The following is a 23120-nucleotide window of genomic DNA, read 5'->3' as shown; positions in this document are numbered from 1 at the left end:
TTTTTCGGATCACCGGTCAAGGTCTGCCTCGAGAGCCCTCGGCGGATCAGCATTTTGCACTGAAAAATTCAGCGTTCAGATCCCATTGTGAAAGCGCTGTTGTTTCGGAACAGGTCCAATCGATGCAAGGAGCCTTCAATGACTCTTCCCTCTGAGGCCGCCAGATCGATCGACTTTTGCTGCGCTTCCACCGCCTTATCGAACTGACCGGTCTCGGCATAAGCTGCCGCAAGTGTACCCCAATGCTCTGCGATTTCCGGCTGGAATGAGATAGCCAGCAAGGCAAACCCCAACGCTTCATACCCGTTCCGCAATCGTTCTTCTGGCGCAGTCGCCCTGATCCAGGCGAGGTTGTTGAGCGCGCCGGCGTCCTTGAAGTCCAGGATCACGGCCGTCGTGTAATCATCAGCAGCGCCGCCGAAGTCTCCATTTATGAAGTACAAATGGCCACGTTGGTTATAGATCCACGAATAATCGGCACCGGTGTCAATCGCTCTGGTAAGGTCGGCTATGGCAGCTTCATGATCCCCCAAATCTATGTGAACCAGGCCGCGATGGCCGTAGGCCCAAGCATATGTCGGGTTGATTTCAATCGCTCTGTTCAAATCAGCGATGGCCAAATCGTGGTCTTTCAACCCGCTGTAACTTCTTCCCCGATGGGCGTACAACCAGTCGTTATCGGGATCGAGGTCGATCGCCCTGGTGAAATCTGCAACCGCTGAACTGAAGTTCTCTATTTTTTCGTGTGCGTGAGCACGTTGTCCGTGGGCCCATGCATAGTCAGGATCGATTCCAATGGCTGTTGTAAAGTCGGCAATTGCCTCATCGTAACGTTCAGCCTGTTTGTATGTTCTGCCGCGTATTACATAGGCCCGCTTTCGGTCCGGATCGAGTTCAATTGCTTGGGAAAGGTCCTCGAGCGCGAGGTCATGCATTCGGAGTTTTCTGTATGTGTCTCCACGGTTGGTGTAGGCCCAGGCATGGTCCGGTTTGAGCTCCAGCAATCTGGAGTAATCGGAAATTGCCAGGTCGAATTCGCCCTGCGCGTAATACGCTCTGCCGCGTTCAGCGATCGCCAGACTGTATTCAGGATCGATTGTGACAGCCTGGCTAAGGTCGCCGATTGCCAGGTCGTATTTTTTCTGTCTCCTGTACATTCGGCCGCGTTGCGCATAAGCCCACTTCAAATCCGGCGCCATGGCGATCGCACTATTGAAGTCCGCTAGGGCGAAATCGTATTTCTGGAGTTCGCTATGGTGTTCACCGCGGGCGACTTTGGCCCAGTAGACGCCATCATCGGGCATCCCGTCGATAATTGCCTTTGCATGTGACTCTTCTGCAGCGGCTTTCCGAAACCATTTGAACGCTTCGTCAAAGTCAAGCTTGACGACAATCCCTTGCTGGTAATACCGCCCGATATTGTATTGCGCGGTCGCATAGTCCTGTTCGGCGGCCATTCGATACCATTTCAGCGCGACATGGTAGGACTGGGGAACACCCCAGCCATTTTCGTACATAAAGCCCAGATTGTTCTGAGCGACCGGATGTTCCTGATCGGCGGCGGACCGATACCGCTTGATGGCAAGGTCGTAATTCTTGGCGACACCTTCACCGAAAAGGTACATATCGCCCAAACTTGCGTGGGCATCAGCATACCCTTGCTCGGCCGCTTTTCCGTACCATATGCGTGCCTTGTCGAGATCCTGGCTGCCTGCGGTTCCATATCGGTAAAGCTGGGCAATATTGTATTGCGCGGTTGAAAGCCCCTGATCGGCCGATTTCCGATACCATTTCAACGCTTCATCATAGGATTGCGAAACGCCGCGTCCGTTTTCATACATGAAGCCGAAATTGTTCTGGCCCCTAGCGTTCCCCAGTTCGGCGGCTTTTTGATACCATTTCACGGCCTCGGCATCGTCTTTGGCCGTTCCCTCGCCATCAAAATACATGTCCCCGAGGTTCACCTGAGCATGGGCATTCTCTTGTTCGGCGGCTTTGCGGTACCATTTGATCGCCAATTCCGGATCTTGCTCGATTGCAGTTCCGTTCCGGTAAAACTGGGCAATATTGAACTGTGCGATTGCATAGCCCTGCTCGGCCGATTTCCGATACCATTTCAGCGCTTCATCATAGGATTGCGCAACGCCAAGCCCGTATTCATACATGACTCCCAGATTGTTTTGACCTCTCGGAAACTCCTGCTCGGCGGCCTTCCGGTACCATTCAACGGCTTTGGCATCGTCTTCGACGACGCCCTCACCTGAATCATACATGTCACCAAGGACCGTTTGGGCTTCGGCATATCCTTGTTCAGCGGCTTTCAGATACCATTCAACCGCCACCGCATCGTTCTGCGCGATACCTTCGCCGTAGTGATACATCCACGCGAGATTGTACTGCGCTATCGCGTTTCCCTGCTCGGCCGCCTTCCGGTACCAACTCACGGCCGCCGCATTGTCTTCGCTGACGCCGAGACCTTCGTCATACATCAAGCCAAGGCTGTTTTGTGCCTTCGCAAGTCCCTGCCACGCTGCCCTTCGGTACCATTTAAAGGCCTTTTGATGGTCCTCATCCGCGCCTTCGCCATAGTGATAGGCCCATCCCAGATTGTACTGTGCGTTCGCGTGTCCTCGATCCGCAGATCTCCTGTACCACTTGACGGCCTCTTGCTTGTCTTGTGTTGTTCCCTCACCGTCGTCGTACATCAGGGCGAGATTGTGCTGCGCGAATTCATCGCCCTGCTCGGCCGCCTTGCGGTACCATTTGATTGCTTCAATATTGTTTTCGGCGACACCCTCGCCCATGTCGTACATCCAGCCGAGGGAGAATTGCGCGTCGACATGGCCTTGTTCCGCCGCTTTGCGAACCCATGTGAATGCTGTGGCTTTGTCCGCAAACACGCCCTCCCCGCTCCGGTAGATCAGGCCAAGGTTGAATTGCGCCTCCGCGCTTCCACGCGCTGCCTCCGCGCGCAAGGTGAGGATATTATCCGGTACACTTTTTCGATGTTGCGATCGCCAACCTTCTTCGCGGGGCGCGTCTTTGGCGGCGGCAACCAAAAGGAACGATGCGGCGGCGACGATGAAGCTGCGTTTCATGGCGGAACGAATACCACCATACCGGGTGGATAAAAAGATCGGTCGACAGCCAAATCGACATCCGATTTGCTCAGGCCCGATTGCCGGTTTGCAAGGCATCTCAATTTGACGATCTGTCCCTGATGACCGTTTCTTATCGCGGTGCCAGTGCTTGCCGCCGCCTGCACCGACACACGCATGCCCAGGCGCTGCTCAACGGCAGACAGCCCGCTTTCAGACGTGGCCGGGTTGCCCGACCGGCATTCATCACCGAATGCTGATGCAATCGTGATTGGCGGCGCGGCGGTTTCCCGGCACATAATCGGGTAACTGGCACATGAAAGGCCCCTCCATGACATCGGCAATCGGCGTTCAATCCCGCATCGTACTGCTCGTCGCGCTGGCGATGCTCTGTCTGTTCTGGTCCCATTCCATTCGCGCCCAGGAAGCCGCGCCGTTGCCCGATTACATGATCGAGCAATTCGGCGAACCGCCCGCCGTTCCGGACGGCCCGCTTTCCGAGGAACTGAAGTCGGCGATCCAGGTGGCCTTTGTCGACAGTATGGTTCAGTCGACCTGGGGCGGAGACCAGATGTTGGCGCTGATCGAGATCGCTCAGGCGAACGATCCGCGTGTTGTCTGGATCATCAGCGATCTGATGCGCTTCGTCTCAAACAACGAATTGCAGGCGGCTCTCGCCATCACCGCCTACAAACTGCTGGGCAAGGAGCCCAAGGATCAGAACCACTGGGGCGTCGTAACGGACCATCTCATGGCATGGGATATTCCAGCGCCTCCGGATTACCTGCGCGTGAAGCGGGCCATATTCACCTCGCTTGTGCCCGGCTGGGACAGGATCTTCGTCGAGGGCGATATTGACTGGCGCCATGTTTCATGGGGCGGCGTGCTGATCGACGACCGCGAATACGACACGACCGACGAGGTCTGCAATTGCATTCCCGCGGCCGACAATCCGCCGGTCACCAGCGCGCAGGACGCAACGTGGCTGAAAGATGAAGACGTTGTATTCGGCATCGAGGTCAACGGCGAATACCGCGCCTATCCGCGCCGCATCATGGAAGTGCGCGAAATGGTCAACGACACGCTGGGCGGACGGCATCTCGGCATTCCCTACTGCACACTGTGCGGCGCGGCGCAGGCCTATTTCACCGACGGGTTGCCGGAGGGGGTCGAGCGGCCGGTCCTGCGCACATCGGGACTGCTCATCCGTTCCAACAAGGTGATGTACGACATCAACACCTTCTCCGTCTTCGACACCTTCAAGGGCAACGCCGTGACCGGGCCGCTTGCGGAAAAGAATGTACAACTGAAGCAGGCAAGCGTGGTCACGACCGACTGGGGCACCTGGAAGAAGGCGCACCCGGAAACGACGGTTCTGGTCGAACGGCTGGCGCTCGGACGCGATCCGGATTTCCGCAACACGCGCGATGCCAACGGTCCGATTTTCCCGGTCGGTGATGTCGATCCGCGCCTGCCGGTTCATGAGGACATCATCGGCGTCATCACGGCATCGGGAAAGCCGGTGGCGTTTCAGCGCAGCAAGGCATTCGTCGCCCTTAAAAACGGCGAAGAGATCGCCTTTGAGAATGTGCGCCTGAAACTGGATGCCGGCGGCGTCAGGGCCGTCGATGCGGATGGTTCCGATCTCGGCAGCCATCAGGCGTTCTGGTTCGCCTGGTCGCAGTTCCATCCCGGTACCGAGCTCTGGCCTGGCTGAGGCGGCCGTGTCGCGTTGAACGCAAAGTCGCCGTTGCAATCGCTCCATAGACTGTAAGCAAGGCGCCGATCATGTAGATCACCAGGCCGGCAAGCGTGGAGGTGGAATAGTCAATCCGCCCGTCGAAGAGTTGCATGAAGAAGACCATGGCCGGACCGAGCGCGGTGACCGCCGCAATGGTGGGTGCCGGAATGAGCGGCACCGCTTTCTGGACGAGATAAAGCGGAAACGCAATCACCGCAAAGCCGATCAAAACGGTGACGGCCAGTTTTGACGGATCGGTTTGGACACCCTTGTCATCAAGGCCCGCAAGAAACGCGGCAAGCGCCAGAAATGTATAGGCGATAAACCGAAGCCCGAACTGTGCCAACGGTCCAACACCCTTCCGGTTCAACCGGACCGAGTAAAGGATCACGAATGCGGTACATGCACCCGACAGGGCGGACAGGCCAACCCCGGCAATCGCGACCGTCTCGCCGCCCCGAACGAAGCCGGAAAGCCCGAAGATCGTGATCGCGCCCAGATACAGAATGGCGGCGAGGATCAGTGTGTTGCCGAAATGAGCGAGACGCCGCTTCGACCCGCCGGCTTCCGGCAATCCAAGCCAGGAGCCGATAACCGTTCCAAGCGGAACCATTCCGGAAAAGATCGTGAAGACCACGGCGGGTTCGATAAGTTGAACGGCAAGGAAGTAAGCGCTCCATGCCAGGGCCGCGAACAGGTTGAGGACCAAAAGGACCTTCCATGCGCGCATGGCCGCCGCCAGTTCCTGCGGCCTCATCACGGCGGTCGCCAATGTGCATCCGACGACGGAGATGCCGAACACCAGACCGCCAACGGCGAACGAATCCACCTCCTGGAACACCGCACCAAGGTAGACGGCCTGGAAGGCTTCCAGGGTGACGAATGACAGGCAGAAGACAAGTCCGAGATGACTGCGCGACATCAAGCGCTGCTCCGATACGGGGATGTCCAGGCGCCGCCGCAAGGCGTCACGGCCACGCCATTCGAATTGATCGAGTGGTATGGATATTCATGTATCGGGCTTAAAAAAAGCGACTTTTTGGTATATTTGAGTAACCCATGGTTATGCAAAACAAGCCGCAGTCATTGCCGCCACTGTCACGCCTCAGACCATTTGAGGCCGCAGCCCGCCGCGAGAGCTTTTCACGCGCGGCCGATGAGCTCGGCATGACCCAGACGGCAGTCAGCAAGCAGGTCGCCCGGTTGGAGCAGGAACTGGGGACCAGGCTCTTTGAACGGCGCAACCGGGCGGTCTTCCTGACCGATGAGGGACGCCGGTTTGGAAGGGTTGTCAGCGCTGCACTGTCGGATATCGCAGAAGAGGTGGCTTCACTTCGTGGCGCCAGGCGAGCGTCGGAACTGGTTCTGCATTGCCAGCTGTGCGAGGCGTTTTATTGGCTGATGCCGAGACTCAACGGGTTTCATGAGCTTCATCCAGGCGTCGAGCTCCGGGTCCTCAGTTCCTTGAGGCCGATCACCGAGGCAACCGAGCATTTCGATGTCGCAATGCAGACTTCGGGACGTCCGTTCGGCTCCGCAAGATTGGCGTTGACAGCCTCGGACGATATTTTCCCCGTCTGCGCGCCCGGGCTTGTGTCACTGAAAGACAGACCTCTGCGGCCGGAGGATCTGGTGCGGTATCCGCTGCTGTCACACAATGCCGTCCCGCAAGACTGGATGGAGTGGCCGGACTGGTTTGAGGCTGTCGCTGCCAAGGCGACAAAGCCCGGCCGCGTCATGCATTTCGACAGCTACCCTCTCGCGCTTCAGGCCGCCGTCTCCGGCCAGGGCATTGCGCTTGGATGGAAGCGGACCACGCAAGACATGATCGAGGATGGAAAGCTGATCAGGCCGTGCAGGGAATATGTGTCGCGTCCCGCCGAGATTTCGGTTTTCCGCGGGCCGGCGCGCGAAACGCACCGCGATACCGAAAAGTTGGTCGCCTGGCTTTCCGATCAGCTCTCAGAGGGCCGGAACTGAAAACGATCGCTCCTGATCGCAACACCCCGGCGCTCCTTGGTGCACGTTCGTAACGCGCTTTTCCGCACGGTTTCTATGCACCAATCGTCCGACTGATCTCGGCGCCGGCATTCGTCGCTACATAAAGAGGCCGCAGGGGTCTGCCGGATGTTTCCATCTCCCGCTGAAGCCAGCTGTGTGTCTCCAGCAGCTTCAAAGACTGGGAGAGCGCCCTGTCGGTGATCGGCAGCAATCTGGCCTTGATTTCACAGAAATAGATCGGCTCCCGGCTGGCGCTCAGGATCGGCAGGCTCCAGGCGCGCCGCAGGAGATTACGCTCGGACGACCCTTTCGCCAGCGCTTCCACCCGGTGTGCGACGCGCGCGATCTCGGCGCCTTGATCTGTCAGGCGAAACTCCGGACGCAGCGGATGGCCGTGGCCCGGATTACGCTCCAGGAGACCCAGATCAATCAAGTGATCGAGACTTTGCCTGAACGATGTCCGCCCGGCGCCGGTCGCCGCAATGAGCGCGGCCTGCCGCCCGGGCACGCCGCGATCCATATGCGCCAGGATACTCAGGGACCAGGCTCTCGAGGTCAGCTTGACAAGCGTCTCAATGTCCATAAAGTATAGTATATATATTTTGTGTCAGGAGAAAAGTCAGTGCCAATCGTTTCACTGGAAAACACCATCACGATCGCGATTTCCGTGCGCGATCGCCATCTCAGCGCACAGTGGTATGCCGAAAAGCTCGGTTTCGAGCTTCTGTACCACGCCGACGATGCGGGCTGGAGCGAGGTCAGGACCATGACCGAGGGCGTCACCATCGGGCTGGGCGAGCAGGCTGAACCGACCCCTGGCAATTCGGTCCCGGTGTTCGGCGTGGCGGATATTGCGTCCGCGCGAAAGGCACTGGAAGCGGCCGATGTCCGGTTTGACGGTGAAACCGAAACCATTGAGGGGATGGTCAGCACGGCAACGTTCTACGATCCGGACGGCAACGCGCTGATGCTGGCACAGGATCTGACGGGCTAGGCCGTTTCACCGCTGTTCAACGGTTTTCAGGTCGGCCCGTTTTCAGCCTCGAACCGCTCGCGCCATTGGCGGCTTTCAGCATCGGCAAGCTTGGCCGTCGGCGTTTCAATTGTCCGGGCGATCAGCGGGTCAAGGCCGAGAGAGGACAGGATTTCGGCAAGCACCTTTTGAGGATCCTCCGACAAGGCATCGTAGCTGATACGCAAGGGCTGCAGCTTCTCCCGTTCGAACCACCGTTCCCAGGCCTCATCAAGTGAGGAAAGCGCGCTCATGTGGCGGGCAATCGCCTCGGCGTCATAGCACGCCTCGCGCGGCGGCGCGGTCCGCTCGAGCTCTGTCCCGTCGGCCCAGCGGTGCCACAAGCCTGTCTGCTCTGCCCGAAGGCGCGAGATCGCCTGATCCAGACGGTCGGGACGGGAAAGGTGAACAAAAAGCGTCGGGCCGAATTCGGCCTTTAACCGATCAACGTCACCCACGCGGCCCGGCCGCAGCACGTCCAGTTGCTGCATGAAATGATCGAAACTTCCGCGTTGCATGCGCAACCCGAAGAGATCGGTTTCGCCCATGCCGCGCGCCCGCGCAGCATCGAAAATCGCGCGAAGCAAATCCCGCCGCGATGGGAAGTCGGCTTCAACAAGATCATAGTCGGCCAGCCAACCGTCCAGCGACGGGACATGGAAATGCGATCCCGGCACACCGGCGACCTTTGTCGCGGCGAGCAGTTTGCACAGCAGTGTGCTGCCGCTGCGCGGCGCGGTGCAGATCATGTAGGATCGATAGCCCTGGCCAGACATAAGTGGATACTCCCAATTGTCCCGTAGTACTTGCTGAAATTCCGGCCAACAACCGGTTCTGACAAAGCTTTTGCCGGTTTGCCCCATGATCGTCGGCTTGCGCGCGGGGCAGCCGTTCCCACGGTCCCCCGCGATCGTTCATTTTGCATTCATCGCCGGTCCCCTATGCATGACCGTCCGGCTGCGGGCCGCCTGCGGAACCCATTTGCAACAGCGGATTCCATTTCGCCGGAAAATTGCCGCAAGATGATGCAAGCGGTGGCAAATTATGTAATGTGCAATCGACTTTCCTGCGGTGGGGAAGCAATCGGAGGCTTTAGGATGAAGAAAATAATCGCGCTTTCAATCGTCAGTCTGGGCATCGCCGCCTGCACGCCGACCCAGCAGGGAGCGACCATCGGCGCCGGCGCCGGCGCGGCAATCGGTGCCGTGGCGACAGGAACCGCCGAAGGCGCGCTTGTGGGCGCTGCGATCGGCGGCGTTGCCGGCGCTCTGATCGGCCGGGTCGCGCAGAATTCGGACGATTGTTACTATCGCGACCGTTACGGCCGGCGCTACACCGCCAAGTGCCCTGACGGCTATTGATCAAAAAAGGGCGCGCCGGCTGCGGCGCGCCCTTTTTGCGGCAATTCAGGCCGGCCGACTAGAACACATCCGTGCCAAGCTGCTTTTCGACAGCATCAAGACCGCGGCTGAGTTCCGCAAAACTTTTCTCCCCCAGCGTATCTTTCAACCCGGCCTCGAAGGCGCGGGCCAGTTCCGCCAGCTTGCGGTAATTGCGCTCGCCCTCGCGCGTCAGCTCCAGATGCTCGATCCGGCGGTCGTTTTCATCCGTTCTGCGCTTCAGCCACTTGCGCTCTTCCAGCGACTGGACAGCGCGGCTGACCTTCGTCTTGTGCATTGAGGAATGGGCGCCGATCAGGGTCGCCGTCAGGGTTCCATATTGCCCCAGCGTTGCCAGCGTGCGCCATTCCGGGCGCGTCAGCCCGGCATGATCCTTGTAGATCGTCGCGAAGCGGCGGCTGACCAGCTCGGCAGCGCGGCTGAGCGTATAGGGAAGGAACGCCTCCAGCGCCAGGGGCGTCTTTTCGGTCTGATCCACGAACGACTCCGTTTGATAGTTACAAATTCGATTGTTACATATGAAACCAAATTAGAAAAGTTGTAATGAGGGATATCATGTCTGAAGCCTATATGCCGGGCTTCGGCAATGATTTCGAGACGGAATCGCTGCCGAACGCACTGCCACAGGGGCAGAACAGCCCCCAGAAATGCAATTACGGATTATACGCCGAGCAGCTTTCGGGTTCGCCCTTCACCGCCCCGCGCGGCACCAATGAGCGCTCCTGGCTTTACCGCATCCGGCCGAGCGTGCGCCATACCGCCCGCTTCTCCGTCCATGAGCGTGAACAGTGGAAGACGGCACCGCATATCTGCGACGACATCATGCCCATCGGCCAGTTGCGCTGGGATCCGATCCCCATGCCGGCCGGCAGCATCAATTTCATCGACGGCGTGCGCACCATGTCCACCGCCGGCGACGTGCACACGCAGGTCGGCATGGCAAGCCACGCCTATATCTGCAACGCACCCATGGTCGATGACTATTTCTTCAACTCCGATGCCGAACTTCTGGTGGTCCCACAGGTCGGGACGCTGGAGATCTTCACCGAAATGGGAAAGATCACCGTGGCGCCGACCGAGATCTGCATCATCCCGCGCGGCATGATCTTCCAGGCAAGCCCCGTGGACGGCGAAGCCCGCGGCTATATCTGCGAGAATTACGGCGCCAAGTTCACCCTGCCGGACCGTGGCCCCATCGGCGCCAATTGCCTTGCCAATCCGCGCGATTTCAAGACCCCGGTCGCCGCCTGGGAGGACAAGGAGACGGATTGCCGCGTACACGTCAAATGGTGCGGCCGCTTTTACGTCACCGAGATCGGCCACTCGCCGCTCGACGTCGTCGCCTGGCACGGCAATTACGCGCCCTACAAATACGATCTGAAGACCTTTTCGCCCGTCGGCGCGATCCTGTTCGACCATCCCGATCCGTCGATCTTCACCGTGCTGACGGCGCCCAGCGGCGAGGAAGGCACCGCCAATATCGATTTCGTCATCTTTCCGCCCCGCTGGATGGTCGCCGAGCACACGTTCCGCCCGCCCTGGTACCACCGCAACATCATGTCGGAATTCATGGGACTCGTTCACGGCCAGTACGACGCCAAGGAAGAGGGCTTCGTGCCCGGCGGCATGAGCCTGCACAACATGATGCTGCCGCACGGCCCCGACACGATGGGCTTTGAAAAGGCATCCGAGGTCGATCTCGCGCCGGTCAAGCTCGACGAGACGCTGGCCTTCATGTTCGAGACGCGTTTTCCGCAGCATGTGACCCAATACGCCATGCAGCTCGAAACACTGCAGGACGACTATATCGATTGCTGGAAGGGCCTGAAGAAGCGCTTCGACGGCACCATTGAGGGAAACTGGGACTGATATGAAACTCGCAACACTGAAAGACGGCACGCGCGACGGAAAGCTTGCGGTCGTATCCAAGGACCTGGCGCAGTGCACGGTCGTCAACCACATCGCACCGACCCTGCAGGCGGCGCTCGATGACTGGGCCAATATCGCGCCGCGCCTCGAACGGGCGGCCGAGGCGCTGGAAACCGGTTCGCAGCCGGTGGAACGGTTCCACGAGCACGACGCCCATTCGCCCCTGCCGCGCGCCTATCAGTGGGCGGACGGCTCGGCCTATGTCAATCACGTCGAACTCGTTCGCAAGGCGCGCAACGCCGAAATGCCGCCGAGCTTCTGGACCGATCCGTTGATGTATCAGGGCGGCTCCGACACATTCCTCGCGCCACGCGATCCGATCCGCATGGCCGACGAGGCCTGGGGCATCGACATGGAGGGCGAAGTCGCCGTCATCGTTGACGACGTGCCGATGGGCGCGAGCATCGATGAAGCGCGTGACGCCATAAGGCTGGTCATGCTGGTCAATGACGTGTCGCTGCGCGGCCTCATTCCCGCCGAGCTCGGCAAGGGTTTCGGCTTCTTCCAGTCGAAACCCTCATCGGCCTTTTCGCCGGTGGCCGTCACGCCCGACGAACTGGGCGATGCCTGGGACGGCGGCAAGGTCCACCTGCCGCTCAATGTCGACTATAACGGCGCGCCCTTCGGCCGCGCCAATGCCGGCATCGACATGACCTTCGATTTTCCGCAGCTCGTTGCCCATGCGGCGAAGAGCCGGCCGCTCGGGGCCGGCGCCATCATCGGCTCGGGCACGGTTTCCAACAAGATGGAGGACGGAAGCCCCGGCAAGCCCGTCTCCGAGGGCGGCGTCGGCTATTCCTGCATCGCCGAGATCCGCATGATCGAGACCATCAATGACGGCAAGCCGGCAACCGAATTCATGAAATTCGGCGACACGGTGCGCATCGAAATGAAGGACGCCGAGGGGCGCTCCATCTTCGGTGCGATCGAACAGACCGTCGAACAATACAAGAAGGGCGCCTGACAATGGCCAAGGAATTCGCGTCCCGCGGGGACATGACCGAAAAAACCATCACCTTTTCCGAGATCGGCCGTGACCTTTGGGCTTTCACCGCCGAAGGCGATCCGAACACCGGCGTCATCATCGGCGACGACAGCGTCATGATCATCGACGCGCAGGCAACGCCGCGCCTTGCCAACAAGGTGGTTGAGAAAATCCGCAGCGTCACCGACAAGCCGATCAAATATGTGGTGCTGTCGCATTATCACGCCGTGCGCGTGCTCGGCGCCTCCGCCTATAATGCCGAGCAGATCATCGCCTCCGAGAAATGCCGTGCGATGGTCGCGGAGCGCGGCCAGGAGGACTGGGATTCGGAATTCGAGCGCTTCCCGCGCCTGTTCCAGGGCCATGAGAGCATTCCGGGCCTGACCTGGCCGACCATGACCTTCACGCAGAAGATGACGGTCTATCTTGGCAAGCGCCGCGTCGACCTCATGCATCTCGGCCGCGCCCACACCGCCGGCGACATCGTTGCCTGGGTGCCGGATGAGGGCGTCATGTTCACCGGCGACATCGTCGAATACCATTCCGCCTGCTATTGCGGCGACGGCCATTTCGGCGACTGGGGCGGAACGCTCGACGCCATCCGCGCATACGAGCCGCGCGCCATCGCGCCGGGCCGCGGCGACGCGCTGGTTGGCGACGAGATGGTCAATGCCGCGATCGAGAACACACGCGACTTCGTTGCCAGCACCTACCGGCCGGCCGCGGCTGTCGCCGCACGCGGCGGCTCGCTCAAGGAAGCCTGGGACGCGGTGCGCGCTGAGTGCGATCCGAAATTCTCGGACTACGCGATCTACGAGCACTGCCTGCCGTTCAACGTGGCGCGCGCCTATGACGAGGCGCTCGGCATGGACACGCCGCGCATCTGGACCGCCGAGCGGGACAAGGAAATGTGGGCGGGCCTGCAGGGCTGAAGGACGGGTACCGGTATCGGGAGGTCAATATGAGCAAGATATTCGAAACGCCGCTCTACCCCTATCACAGGTCGGCCGATCAGGATGCGGCGGCGCCGGTGCGCCATCCGGTGATCGTCATCGGCGCAGGACCCATCGGGCTCGCCGCCGGCATCGATCTGGCGCAGCACGACGTGCCTGTCGTCATCATCGACGAAAACGACAAGGTAAGCTGGGGATCGCGCGCCATCTGCTACGCCAAGCGGCCGTTGGAGATCCTCGACCGTCTGGGCTGCGGCGACGAGTTCGTCGACAAGAGCGTCGAATGGCAGCTCGGCAAGGTGTTTTTCGACGAGCGCAAGATCTACGAATTCGACCTGCTGCCTGAGGAGGGCCACAAGCGGCCCGCATTCATCAACCTGCAGCAATATCATTTCGAGGAATATCTGGTTCACCGCGTCCAGGCGCTTCAGGCCGAAGGCAAGCAGATCGAGATCCGCGGCAACAGCCGGGTCGCCAGTATCGATCCGCGCGACGATCATGTGCTTGTCACCGTCGATACGCCCGAAGGCTCCTACAAGCTCGAAGGCGACTGGCTGATCGCCTGTGACGGCGCCACCTCGCCGGCCCGCAAGATGCTCGGCCTCGATTTCATCGGCCGGGTGTTCGAGGACAACTTCCTCATCGCCGACGTCATCATGGAAGCCGATTTCCCGACCGAACGCTGGTTCTGGTTCGACCCGCCCTTCAACCGCGACCAGTCGGCGCTCTTGCACAAGCAGCCGGACAATGTCTGGCGTATCGACCTGCAGCTCGGCTGGAACATCGACAAGGACGAAGAGAAGAAGCCGGAGAACGTCATCCCGCGCCTCAAGGCAATGCTTGGCGAAGATGCCAAATTCGAGCTGGAATGGGTGTCGATCTATACGTTCCAGTGCCGGCGCATGGAAAAATTCCGCCATGGCCGTGTGCTGTTTGCCGGCGATTCGGCGCATCAGGTCTCGCCCTTCGGCGCGCGCGGCGCCAATTCCGGCCTGCAGGATACGGACAATCTCATCTGGAAGCTGAAGCTCGTCCTCGACGGCGTCGCGCCGGAAAGCCTGCTCGACAGCTACGACTATGAGCGCATTCTGGGCGCCGACGAAAACATCATGAACTCCTCCCGCTCGACCGATTTCATTACCCCGAAATCCGAGATCAGCCGCATCTTCCGCGATGCCGTGCTCGACCTGGCCGAAAGCCATGAATTCGCGCGGCCGCTGGTCAATTCCGGCCGCCTCTCCGTGCCCAGCGTCTATGACGGTTCACCCCTCAACGGCAATGACGATCCGGACCTGCCGCCACGCACGCGGCCAGGCGCGCCGGTCGTCGATGCACCGGTGGGCGACAACTGGCTGACCGATCTCATCGGCAACCGCTTTCAGCTTGTCGGCATCAACACCGAGGTGCCGGCCAGTCTCGACGTCGACGGCGTCAGGGTCGAGGGCATGCGCATCAGCTCGGCTGAGGATACGGACGGCCACCTGCAGAAGCGCTATCTCGGCGCCGAAGACCAGGCCGTTTATCTCTTCCGGCCCGACCAGCATGTCGCGGCGCGCTGGTTCGACTACAGCGAAAACGCGGTGCGCACCGCCGTCAACACGGCAACCGGCCGGGCATGAGGAGCAGATAATGACCAAGCTCAACACGACGACGAATATCAGCAGCCCGGACGATTTTTACGCCGACCTCATTGCCGCCCATGAAGGGCTGAGCAAGGCCGAGAGCGACGCCTACAACGCCCGGCTGATACTGCTTCTCGCCAACCATATCGGCGAGCGCAAGATCCTCACCGAAGCGCTTGAGGCAGCCAAGGCCCGGCCCTCCGGCACGGACTAGCCGCTCCACGCGAAACGCACTGTCAGGGCTAGATAGTTACAAACGCAACTATTATGGTTCTCGCAACGACCATTGGAGACGAAACCATGAAGATCGAACAGATTCACCACGTCGCCTATCGCTGCAAGGACGCCAAAGAGACCGTCGACTGGTACACCAGGATGCTGAATATGGACTTTGTCCTGGCGATCGCCGAGGACAAGGTCCCGTCGACCCATGAGCCGGACCCCTACATGCACCTGTTCCTGGATGCCGGCAACGGCAATATCCTCGCCTTCTTCGAACTGCCGACCAAGCCGGAGATGGGCCGCGACGAGAACACGCCGCCCTGGGTGCAGCACATCGCCTTCAAGGTGAAAGACCGCGACACGCTGCTGGAATACAAGAGGCATCTGGAAGAAAACGGTGTCGAGGTGCTGGGCGTGACCGACCACTCCATCTTCCATTCGATCTATTTCTTCGACCCCAGCGGCCACCGCGTCGAACTCGCATGCCCGGACCCGCAAGAGGATGCGATGCTGGAACGGCTGGATGCCGTCAAGTGGGACATGCTGGAAGAATGGTCGAGGACCAAGAAGGCGCCCAAACATGCGGACTGGCTGCACGCCAGGGAACTCGGTAAATAGGTCCGGATGATTTTCCGGCGCCGGTCGGCGGCGCCATCTATCCGGGAGGCAAGGATGAAGCCGGTCCTTTTCGACTACTGGCGCTCTTCGGCGAGCTATCGCGTGCGCATAGCGCTCAATTTGCTCGGCGTCGACTACGAGACCGCGACGGTCGATTTGCTCAAGAGGGAGCATCTGGACGAGGCGCACCTTTCCCGCAACCCGCAGGGCCTCGTTCCGGCGCTGGAGATCGACGGGCAGATGCTGACCCAGTCCCTTGCGATCATAGAGTATCTGAACGAAACGCGCTCAGGCACCCTGATGCCCGGCACAGCGCTTGAGCGCGCCCGCGTGCATTCGCTCTCCTACATCATCGCCATGGAAATCCACCCGGTCTGCAACCTGTCGATCGTTGCCGACGTGATGGAACGCACCGGCGGCGACGATGCGGTGCACAGCGGCTGGATGCAGAAATACATCCGCAAGGGCCTCGTCGCTTTTGAGGCGCGGCTCGACGACGGGATGAGCGGACAATTCTGCCACGGCGATGCGCCGTCCCTCGCCGATATCTGTCTGGTGCCGCAGCTTTACAATGCAACCCGCTGGGGCGCGGAGATCGCCGACCTTTCCCGCATCAACGCAATCGCCGAAAACTGCGCCGCGCTCGAACCCTTCGCCGCCGCCCATCCGGACAGGATCGGCGCACCGGGATAAGCCGGACACGCTCTAATCCGGTCGATGCGCGCTCACGCCTCGCCCTGCGGATCGCTGACGGGATCCAGGACAAGAAGCAGGCGGGTGCCGCCGGTGCCTTCAATCGGCGGGGAGCGATGCACCAGCCGGGATGCGTCATTGCCCGGCCAGCGGGTTCCGCGCAGGAGGATCGGCGAACAGGCCGGAACGCTGCAGATTTCGGCAGGCTCCTGACGGTCTTCCGACACGCCATATTGCGTGCCGGGGCCACGATAGGTGCATACGAGCCGGGCGGTCACGGCATCGATATGGAACTTCCGGCAGGCATTGTTCGACACGACATCGAGCCGCAGCCGCAGGTAATGCGCATCCATCGCATTGCCGAAGATTTCGGCAAGCGCGGCCACATCATCGATGAGCCGCGCGCGCTCCTGGCAATCCGGCGTCCCGGCGCTGTTGCAAGCCTGGGTTACCGCCTGGCGGGCCTTCTCGGGACGCAGGACAATCCGCGCCGCCGGCAGCTGCGCCGGATCGAGGGCATCGATCCAGTCCTGAAAACTCGGCAAGGGCTGACGCAGCCATATCACCGCATTGATACCGGGTTCGCGGATGGCACAGAGCGCCGCCGCGTCTTCCGCAAAACCGATGCCGAAATCGGTATCGCGCAGGACATTCATATGCGCGGTCATGCGGCTGCCTCGTTCCGCTCCCATTTCTGGAACGGATCCGGCAGGTCGCGCATCGCCTCAAGCGAAACCGTCTCGGGAACAAGCGCGGCATCCAGGCGCTGTTTCAGAGCCGGCCAATCGATGCCGGCGCCGATAAAGACGATCTCCTGCCGCCTGTCGCCCCACGGCTCGACCCACCGTTCGGCAAGGGACGCGCGCGCCCTTTCATCGTCAGGCCAGTGCTCCTGCGGCACCGCAGCCCACCAGGCGCCGAGCGGACTTACGCTCGACAAGGCACCGGCAAGTGAAAACTCGGCCACCCATCCCGGCCGGGTCGCTATCCAGAAATGGCCCTTTGCGCGGATCACACCGGGCAGCGGGCCGTTCAAAAGCGCGTAGATCGCCTCGGGCTGGAACGGCTGGCGGGCCCGGTAGACATAGGAGGTAACGCCGTATTCTTCCGTCTCCGGCACATGATCGGCAAAGCCGTAAAGCTCCTTGACCCACATCGGATGCAGGTGGGCCTTCTCGAAATCGAACAGCCCCGTATCGAGCACATCCGAGGCAGGCACATCGCAGTGATTGGTCTCAATGATGCGGGCATCGGCATTCAGACTGCGAATGACCTTGCGGGCGGCATCGACTTCATGCGGCCGGGCGTCCGCGACCTTGTTGAGGATCACCACATCCGCGAATTCGATTTGATCGGTCAAAAGGTGCACCAGCGTGCGATCGTCTTCCTCGCCCAGCGTTTCGCCGCGGTCGCTGAGAAAATCATGGCTGGAATAGTCCTTGAGCAGATTGACCGCGTCGACCACCGTGACCATCGTATCCAGCTTGGCAACGTCGGACAGGCTCACGCCCTCCTCGTCACGGAACTCGAAGGTCGCGGCGACCGGCAGCGGCTCGGAAATTCCGGTGGATTCGATGAGGAGATAATCGAACCGACCGTCACTGGCGAGCCGGCGGACTTCCGCAAGCAGGTCGTCGCGCAGCGTGCAGCAGATGCAGCCATTGGACATTTCGACCAGCGTCTCTTCCGTCCGCGACAATTCGGTATCGGCGCGCACCAGATCAGCGTCGATATTCACCTCCGACATGTCGTTGACGATGACGGCGACGCGGCGCCCTTCGCGGTTGTTCAACACCCGGTTCAGGAGCGTCGTCTTGCCCGCCCCGAGAAAACCGGAAAGGACGGTCACGGGGAGCTTGTTCGCATCGTTCATGGCTGTGCTTCTCCTTTGTCGCGGACTTGCCGCAGGATTGTTGGCTGATTTGTTGGACGGCCACGGCGGACCGGTAATTCCGGCTGTTCGTTCACCCGATCATGGCGAGGTCAATTCCGCGTCGCCGCGATGGCCTCCAGCGGTCATTTCATCTTGAGCGCTTCGGATCTCGTCCGGCGTGCACGCCTCGCAAACCGGCAACACCGGCGCCGGTTCTTCCGAGGCACACCCGCAGGCAAGCAATTCGCCGAGGGACTCATGCCGGTGCCCGTGCCCGCCGATCCGCAATGAACCGGCGGCCGGCATTCCGGCGATCGCGGTTCCTTGATGTCGGGAAACGGGACGATCGCTGCTCGCGCGCGAGTCTTCCGGCCGCTTCCGCCGATCCGAAACGTCAGGCGTGCTTTTCATCCCTGTTTTCCAATGTACCTCGAGAAAGCGTCCGAATTTGTTATGTTATAACATCGGACAGGTCAAGCGAGGATTGTTCCCGCTTGTGGACGGGGATTCGCAATTTCCAGAGCGATATTCGGCAAGCGTTATGGAGTGCAGCGACGGCGGAGAAAGCAGGTCTCACCAACACAGCGGCACGCCGGCGTTGACAGACATCAGCCTCGCGCCGCTGCGCCACAAAACCAATCCCCGAAACCCTTCGTCGACGCCCATCCGGACAGGGTCCGTGCACCGGCCCAGGTGAAGCACACGCTCGGCCGGCAGCTTTCGTGGGCAAATGTGTAAAGGGCAGCTTCGCGGGACCTTTGAGACGTTCGCCCTTGGTGCTCGAATTGGAAGGTGGGGTGGAGAGCGGACATTCGCTGTATACGCAAGTTAATCCGTAGTACGGACAGGAAGCCGACATTCGAGGATCGGTGACACAGAAAGCCCATATCAGGACATCGTGTGGGCTGTTGAGTTGTCAGAGTTTGTTGGCGTGATTTACTTAAACGCTGCTCCAGGCAGTCTTGTTCATAAAATGTTCGATTAGTATTCTGAGCAAAGTCCAAGTGACTTGTGAGCAGAGTTGGATTCGCATTGCCGATTTTTGAACCAAGAAAAGATGAATTGGCGCAGCTAGACGACGGTCAGCTTGAGGAACTGGTAGCGAGATTATGCGAAGCCGAACTATCCGCGCGAGGCGGCTACTTGCGTGATGTGAAATGGTCAGGATCGTTGACCGCTCCCGATGGTGGGGTCGATGTCAGGGTTACGGTAACCCGAGAGGGTTTCGAAGGCGATTTTGTGCCGAGAGCCGACAACGTTTTTCAGGCCAAAGCCAAACGAATGACTCGCGCCGAAATTCTTGATGAAATGCTCACGGAGGGGAGTCCCAAACCCGTCATTCGAGAACTCGTTGAAAAGGCCGGCTCATACATCATTGCATCGACAGAGGACTGTTCTCCACTAACGTACCAGCGTCGAATTGATGCGTTGAACGAGGCGCTGGAGAATCTTGAAAATTGCGATGTGCTCCATGTGGACTACTATGACTGTTCGCGCCTCCACCTTTGGCTGCGCCAACACCCTGGCGTCCAGATTTGGGTTCGGGAGGTTATTGGCAGGCCACTGTCTGGCTGGCGTCCGTTTGGGAGGTGGAGTGCCACTCCGGCTGACGCGAACGACGACCTAATATTAGATGATGGCGTTAGAGTGGTTGTTCCCTCAACCTCTCGAAAGCCTTTGCGGCTTGGCGAGGCGATAGACAGTGTCCGGAGGCTAATAGATACTTCTCAAAAATCAGTGCGGATCACCGGCCTTTCAGGCGTTGGGAAGTCTCGCTTCGTGCAGGCACTTTTCGAGGATGTTGTTGGCGACGCACCTTTGGATCGTACCTCGGTGATCTACGCAGATATCGGCGACGAGCCGGAACCATCCGCTCGTGTCATGATTGACAGAATGATCGCGCAAGGCGTTTCCGCTACCGTTGTTTTAGATAATTGTGCCTCCGACTTACACAATTCACTGGCATCGAGGCTTGCCAACCAAACGAATTCCTTAAGGCTGATTACCGTTGAGTATGATATCCGTGAAGATAAGCCACAGACTACAGAAGTGGTGCAATTGGACGCCTACGGGCCCCAGATCGCAGAGAAACTACTACTCCGAAGGTACCCGACGCTTGGACGAGTGAACGCTGCAAAGATTGCGGATTTTTCCGAAGGAAATGCACGGTTAGCACTCGCAATTGCCGATGCTGCGCCTTTAGACGACACGATTGGGCGACTGTCGGATGAAGAACTCTTCAATCGTCTCTTCCATCAAAGACATGACTTAGACGCTGGCCTTAAAGAACAGGCCGAGGTTCTTTCTTTGGTCTACTCGTTCTCAATCGAAAGCGACGAGGAGGGAGTAGATGAGTTAGCGCTTCTCGGCGAGTTGTGCGAGCAAACTAGGCTGCGTATGCATCGGGCGGCGCAGACACTCGTTGATCGGCAGGTTGCACAGAAGAGATCTCGCTGGCGAGCGGTTTTGCCTCATGCCGTGGCTAACAGGCTGGCATCTGAGGCTCTTAGCAATATTCCATTCGACCAACTCATACACACCTTTGAGCAGAAAGCTGGTGCGCGGCTTTTGAAGTCATTTGGTCGCCGCCTAGGGTTCCTACATGAGCACCCAGTGGCGGTTGCATTTGTTGACCGATGGGTGTCAAGCGGAGGCCTTCTCTCCGACTTGTCAGTTTTGAACGAACACGGTCGGCAACTCTTAATGCACATTGCTCCTGTTTCACCGAACCGCGCTCTTGAGTTGGTTGAGGCATCATTTGCAAGCCCTCAGGTATTGTCTGCTTTGGGGCCGAGAGATTCATTTAGGTCGATCGCGCTAAATATACTGGTGGGACTTGCGTATTACCCCGAATTCTTTGACCGCGCCGTCGCAGCATTATTGTTGGTGGCGGAGCAAGAAGATCCAGACAACAACTACGATAGCGTAAGAAACAAGCTCAAAGATCTGTTCCAGCTGTATCTATCTGGAACTCATGCCACGACTGCACAAAGAGCTGGAATCGTTCGAGATTTGCTGAACTCAGATGATGAGACGCGAGTGCAAATTGGCGCTGGTCTCTTGGACTCAGCTCTCGAGGCTTGCCGTTGGTCCAGCGCCAACTCGTTCGAGTTTGGGGCTCGACCGAGGGATTACGGCTACAGCCCAAATTTCGACGAGCGGCTTGAATGGTTTAGAACTTTCATTGGCGTCGCTTTTGAGGCCTCCCAGTCCAATTCTGAAACAGCTTTGAAATTGGGTAGAAGCGTCCTTGCTGGGAACCTTCGTGGCCTATGGCGCTACCCTGACCTTCGGGCTGAGATCATCGACATTTCGAATGCAATGAACGACAAGGTGCCTTGGGTGGAAGGTTGGCACGCGGTGCGATCTACATTGTACTTTGACTATCGACGGGTTGCAGAAGAGAATCGAGATGAAGAAGGGGCGGCGCTCCTTGCATCTCTAGAAGAGAAGCTCGCTCCGCAAGACTTGCTTTCAGAAATCGAAGCGCTCGTTGTCAACCCGGGTGCCGATATGTGGTCGCTTGACGAAGACTTCGACTCTGACGAGCCTTCAAAATTTGAAGCCTCGCTCACGCGTTTGAGCGAAAAAGCGCGGGTCCTTGGTTGCCGCTGTCGCCAATCTGCTGGGATGCTTGAGGAGCAGGCCCATCGCTTATTCAATCCGGGGTATGCTCCATATCTTTTGCCATTCGGCGAAGGCCTGATGCAGTGCTCTTCGGACTTTCGATCAACATGGGAAACACTTGTCGAGGGTCTCAAGTCGCTTGATACGAAGTCATTCAACTACAGCGTTCTATGCGGTGCTTTAAATGAGATTTCGAAAACAGATGAAGCCTTGACCGCTAAACTGTTAGACGAAGCAGCCTCTGATGAATTGCTCCGTCCAATCATCGTGCTGCTCCATCCGCAAAAGAGCTTCTCCGATCAAGATTTCGAAAGATGCCTAGCAGCGCTTCGCGATACGGACAATCCACGTGGGTTTGAAGTATTGCTTTGGCGGGACGAGTATCAAGACGCAGGATCGGCGAGAGCGGAGCAACTCGCAAGCGTGATGGTTTCCAAGGAAGGTGGCAAGCGTTCCCTTCTGGAAGGGCTGTCAATGAGACTTCACGACAAGGAAGACGCAGAAGAGCTGTTTGGCAAAAGTTTGCGTAGCCTCGCGCTTCGAGCCGCCGCTAAACATATGCTCGAACACGACAACGATCCGGGCGGAAATAGTGATTATAGATTGACCAAAGTCCTTGGGCACTGCCTCAAGTACGATTGTGAAGACACGGCACTTGGAGAGTTGCTTGACAGTTTGTTTGATCCCGAAGATGGGGCTGCAATGCACTACTACAGGTTCGACTCTGCCGTTTCTACTATTATTAAGTACTTGTACGGCCCGTACCTAGCACGTGCTCTTCTTCAAGGCGAGATCAAGGATTACAAGCGCTTTCGCGCTTTTGAAGGAAGCTCACACTTCGAGAACCCGCTTTCGGGAGTTGAGCCAGCCAATCTTGTTGATTGGTGTCACAACGCAGGCGATGCGTCGGCTTGGGGCTTGGTGGCCCAGGCAATCTCGCCATTTGGAAGTAGTCGCAATGGTGAAATTGATAGCTTAACGGAACAAGGCTTGGCACTGATCAGCGCTTCGCCAAACCCGGTCGAGGTGCTCTCGATATTTGTCGACCAAATCGCTCCCATGAGTTGGTCTGGCAGTCGCGCAAACATCATTAGCCAACGGATAACAGCTCTTGAAGCAATCTCGGAGTTGGGAATCTCGGGGACGGCTGAGTACTTGGCAGAGGTAGTGCCAAATCTGAGGAAGATGGAACACGAAGAGCGAAATCGCGAAGCACAAAGAGACAGAGATGATGAGCAAAGGTTCGAGTGATCTCTACAAGCCTAGGTTTCCCGGATGTCGCGAATGGCAGCAAGGTGGGTTGCAAGCGCAACATCTTGATTGCCAGGCCAACGGCAGCAAAGGGC

The 23120-nt window shown here is 59.0% G+C and carries 19 protein-coding genes; 12 read left to right on the top strand and 7 right to left on the bottom strand.

The annotated features are described in order from the left end of the window. Positions 1-68 precede the first annotated feature (68 nt). On the bottom strand, positions 69-3098 hold the full coding sequence (locus OOZ53_RS10390) for an SEL1-like repeat protein (RefSeq protein WP_271089443.1): 3030 nt from the start codon (positions 3096-3098) through the stop codon (positions 69-71). 331 nt (positions 3099-3429) lie between these two features. On the opposite strand from OOZ53_RS10390, the gene OOZ53_RS10385 reads away from it, so the two are divergent. Then, complete coding sequence (locus tag OOZ53_RS10385) at positions 3430-4815, top strand: DUF3179 domain-containing (seleno)protein (RefSeq protein ID WP_271089442.1); 1386 nt, start codon at positions 3430-3432, stop codon at positions 4813-4815. Here OOZ53_RS10385 and OOZ53_RS10380 read toward each other — a convergent pair. Next, a complete protein-coding gene (locus OOZ53_RS10380; protein ID WP_271089441.1) occupies positions 4715-5761 on the bottom strand; it encodes a hypothetical protein in 1047 nt (348 codons plus the stop codon). The two genes, OOZ53_RS10385 and OOZ53_RS10380, sit on opposite strands and share 101 nt — an antisense overlap. Positions 5762-5898: 137 nt before the next feature. Here OOZ53_RS10380 and OOZ53_RS10375 point away from each other — a divergent pair, with 137 nt between their 5' ends. Beyond that, a complete protein-coding gene (locus tag OOZ53_RS10375; protein ID WP_333780593.1) occupies positions 5899-6819 on the top strand; it encodes a LysR substrate-binding domain-containing protein in 921 nt (306 codons plus the stop codon). Positions 6820-6892: 73 nt separating this feature from the next. Here OOZ53_RS10375 and OOZ53_RS10370 read toward each other — a convergent pair whose 3' ends face one another. Then, complete coding sequence (locus OOZ53_RS10370) at positions 6893-7423, bottom strand: winged helix-turn-helix transcriptional regulator (protein ID WP_271089440.1); 531 nt, start codon at positions 7421-7423, stop codon at positions 6893-6895. A gap of 39 nt (positions 7424-7462) precedes the next feature. On the opposite strand from OOZ53_RS10370, the gene OOZ53_RS10365 reads away from it, so the two are divergent. Further along, positions 7463-7834 (top strand): VOC family protein, encoded by a 372-nt coding sequence (locus tag OOZ53_RS10365; RefSeq protein ID WP_271089439.1) that lies wholly within the window; start codon positions 7463-7465, stop codon positions 7832-7834. Positions 7835-7860: 26 nt separating this feature from the next. Here the strand turns inward: OOZ53_RS10365 and OOZ53_RS10360 are convergent, their stop codons facing one another. After that, the gene (locus tag OOZ53_RS10360) at positions 7861-8628 is read right to left on the bottom strand and encodes a Stf0 family sulfotransferase (protein ID WP_271089438.1); all 768 of its coding nucleotides are present in this window, start codon (positions 8626-8628) and stop codon (positions 7861-7863) included. A 321-nt stretch (positions 8629-8949) separates the two neighbouring features. Between OOZ53_RS10360 and OOZ53_RS10355 the strand changes: the two genes are divergently transcribed. Next, complete coding sequence (locus tag OOZ53_RS10355; protein ID WP_271089437.1) at positions 8950-9213, top strand: YMGG-like glycine zipper-containing protein; 264 nt, start codon at positions 8950-8952, stop codon at positions 9211-9213. Positions 9214-9271: 58 nt separating this feature from the next. On the opposite strand, the gene OOZ53_RS10350 is transcribed toward OOZ53_RS10355, so the two are convergent. Further along, entirely contained in the window at positions 9272-9730 is a 459-nt protein-coding gene (locus tag OOZ53_RS10350; protein WP_271089436.1) for a MarR family winged helix-turn-helix transcriptional regulator, read from the bottom strand. 77 nt (positions 9731-9807) lie between these two features. Between OOZ53_RS10350 and hmgA the strand changes: the two genes are divergently transcribed. The 7 genes from hmgA to maiA all read left to right on the top strand — a co-directional run bounded on the left by hmgA (position 9808) and on the right by maiA (position 16274). Beyond that, positions 9808-11121 carry a homogentisate 1,2-dioxygenase gene (gene hmgA / locus OOZ53_RS10345; protein ID WP_271089435.1) on the top strand — a complete coding sequence of 438 codons (1314 nt, stop codon included), beginning with the start codon at positions 9808-9810 and terminating at the stop codon, positions 11119-11121. A 1-nt stretch (position 11122) separates the two neighbouring features. Beyond that, positions 11123-12145 (top strand): fumarylacetoacetate hydrolase family protein, encoded by a 1023-nt coding sequence (locus OOZ53_RS10340; protein WP_271089434.1) that lies wholly within the window; start codon positions 11123-11125, stop codon positions 12143-12145. Between the two features lie 2 nt (positions 12146-12147). Beyond that, positions 12148-13098 carry an MBL fold metallo-hydrolase gene (locus OOZ53_RS10335; RefSeq protein WP_271089433.1) on the top strand — a complete coding sequence of 317 codons (951 nt, stop codon included), beginning with the start codon at positions 12148-12150 and terminating at the stop codon, positions 13096-13098. 29 nt (positions 13099-13127) lie between these two features. Next, entirely contained in the window at positions 13128-14738 is a 1611-nt protein-coding gene (locus OOZ53_RS10330; RefSeq protein ID WP_271089432.1) for an FAD-dependent oxidoreductase, read from the top strand. A gap of 10 nt (positions 14739-14748) precedes the next feature. Then, entirely contained in the window at positions 14749-14955 is a 207-nt protein-coding gene (locus OOZ53_RS10325; protein ID WP_271089431.1) for a DUF2783 domain-containing protein, read from the top strand. Between the two features lie 86 nt (positions 14956-15041). Next, positions 15042-15581: a VOC family protein gene (locus tag OOZ53_RS10320; RefSeq protein WP_271089430.1), complete on the top strand. Its 540-nt coding sequence runs from the start codon at positions 15042-15044 to the stop codon at positions 15579-15581. A gap of 54 nt (positions 15582-15635) precedes the next feature. Further along, positions 15636-16274: a maleylacetoacetate isomerase gene (gene maiA / locus OOZ53_RS10315; protein ID WP_271089429.1), complete on the top strand. Its 639-nt coding sequence runs from the start codon at positions 15636-15638 to the stop codon at positions 16272-16274. 32 nt (positions 16275-16306) lie between these two features. On the opposite strand, the gene OOZ53_RS10310 is transcribed toward maiA, so the two are convergent. Beyond that, complete coding sequence (locus OOZ53_RS10310) at positions 16307-16942, bottom strand: DUF1826 domain-containing protein (protein ID WP_271089428.1); 636 nt, start codon at positions 16940-16942, stop codon at positions 16307-16309. Continuing rightward, a complete protein-coding gene (locus OOZ53_RS10305; protein ID WP_271089427.1) occupies positions 16939-18147 on the bottom strand; it encodes a GTP-binding protein in 1209 nt (402 codons plus the stop codon). The genes OOZ53_RS10310 and OOZ53_RS10305 overlap by 4 nt, the downstream gene beginning before the upstream one ends. Positions 18148-19179: 1032 nt before the next feature. Here OOZ53_RS10305 and OOZ53_RS10300 point away from each other — a divergent pair. Next, positions 19180-23025 (top strand): hypothetical protein, encoded by a 3846-nt coding sequence (locus tag OOZ53_RS10300; RefSeq protein WP_271089425.1) that lies wholly within the window; start codon positions 19180-19182, stop codon positions 23023-23025. Positions 23026-23120: the final 95 nt, after the last annotated feature.

This window comes from Allohoeflea poritis (assembly GCF_027889715.1).
GTDB classification, from domain to species: Bacteria; Pseudomonadota; Alphaproteobacteria; order Rhizobiales; family Rhizobiaceae; genus Hoeflea_A; species Hoeflea_A poritis.
This window is presented reverse-complemented; position numbering and strand designations above follow the sequence as displayed.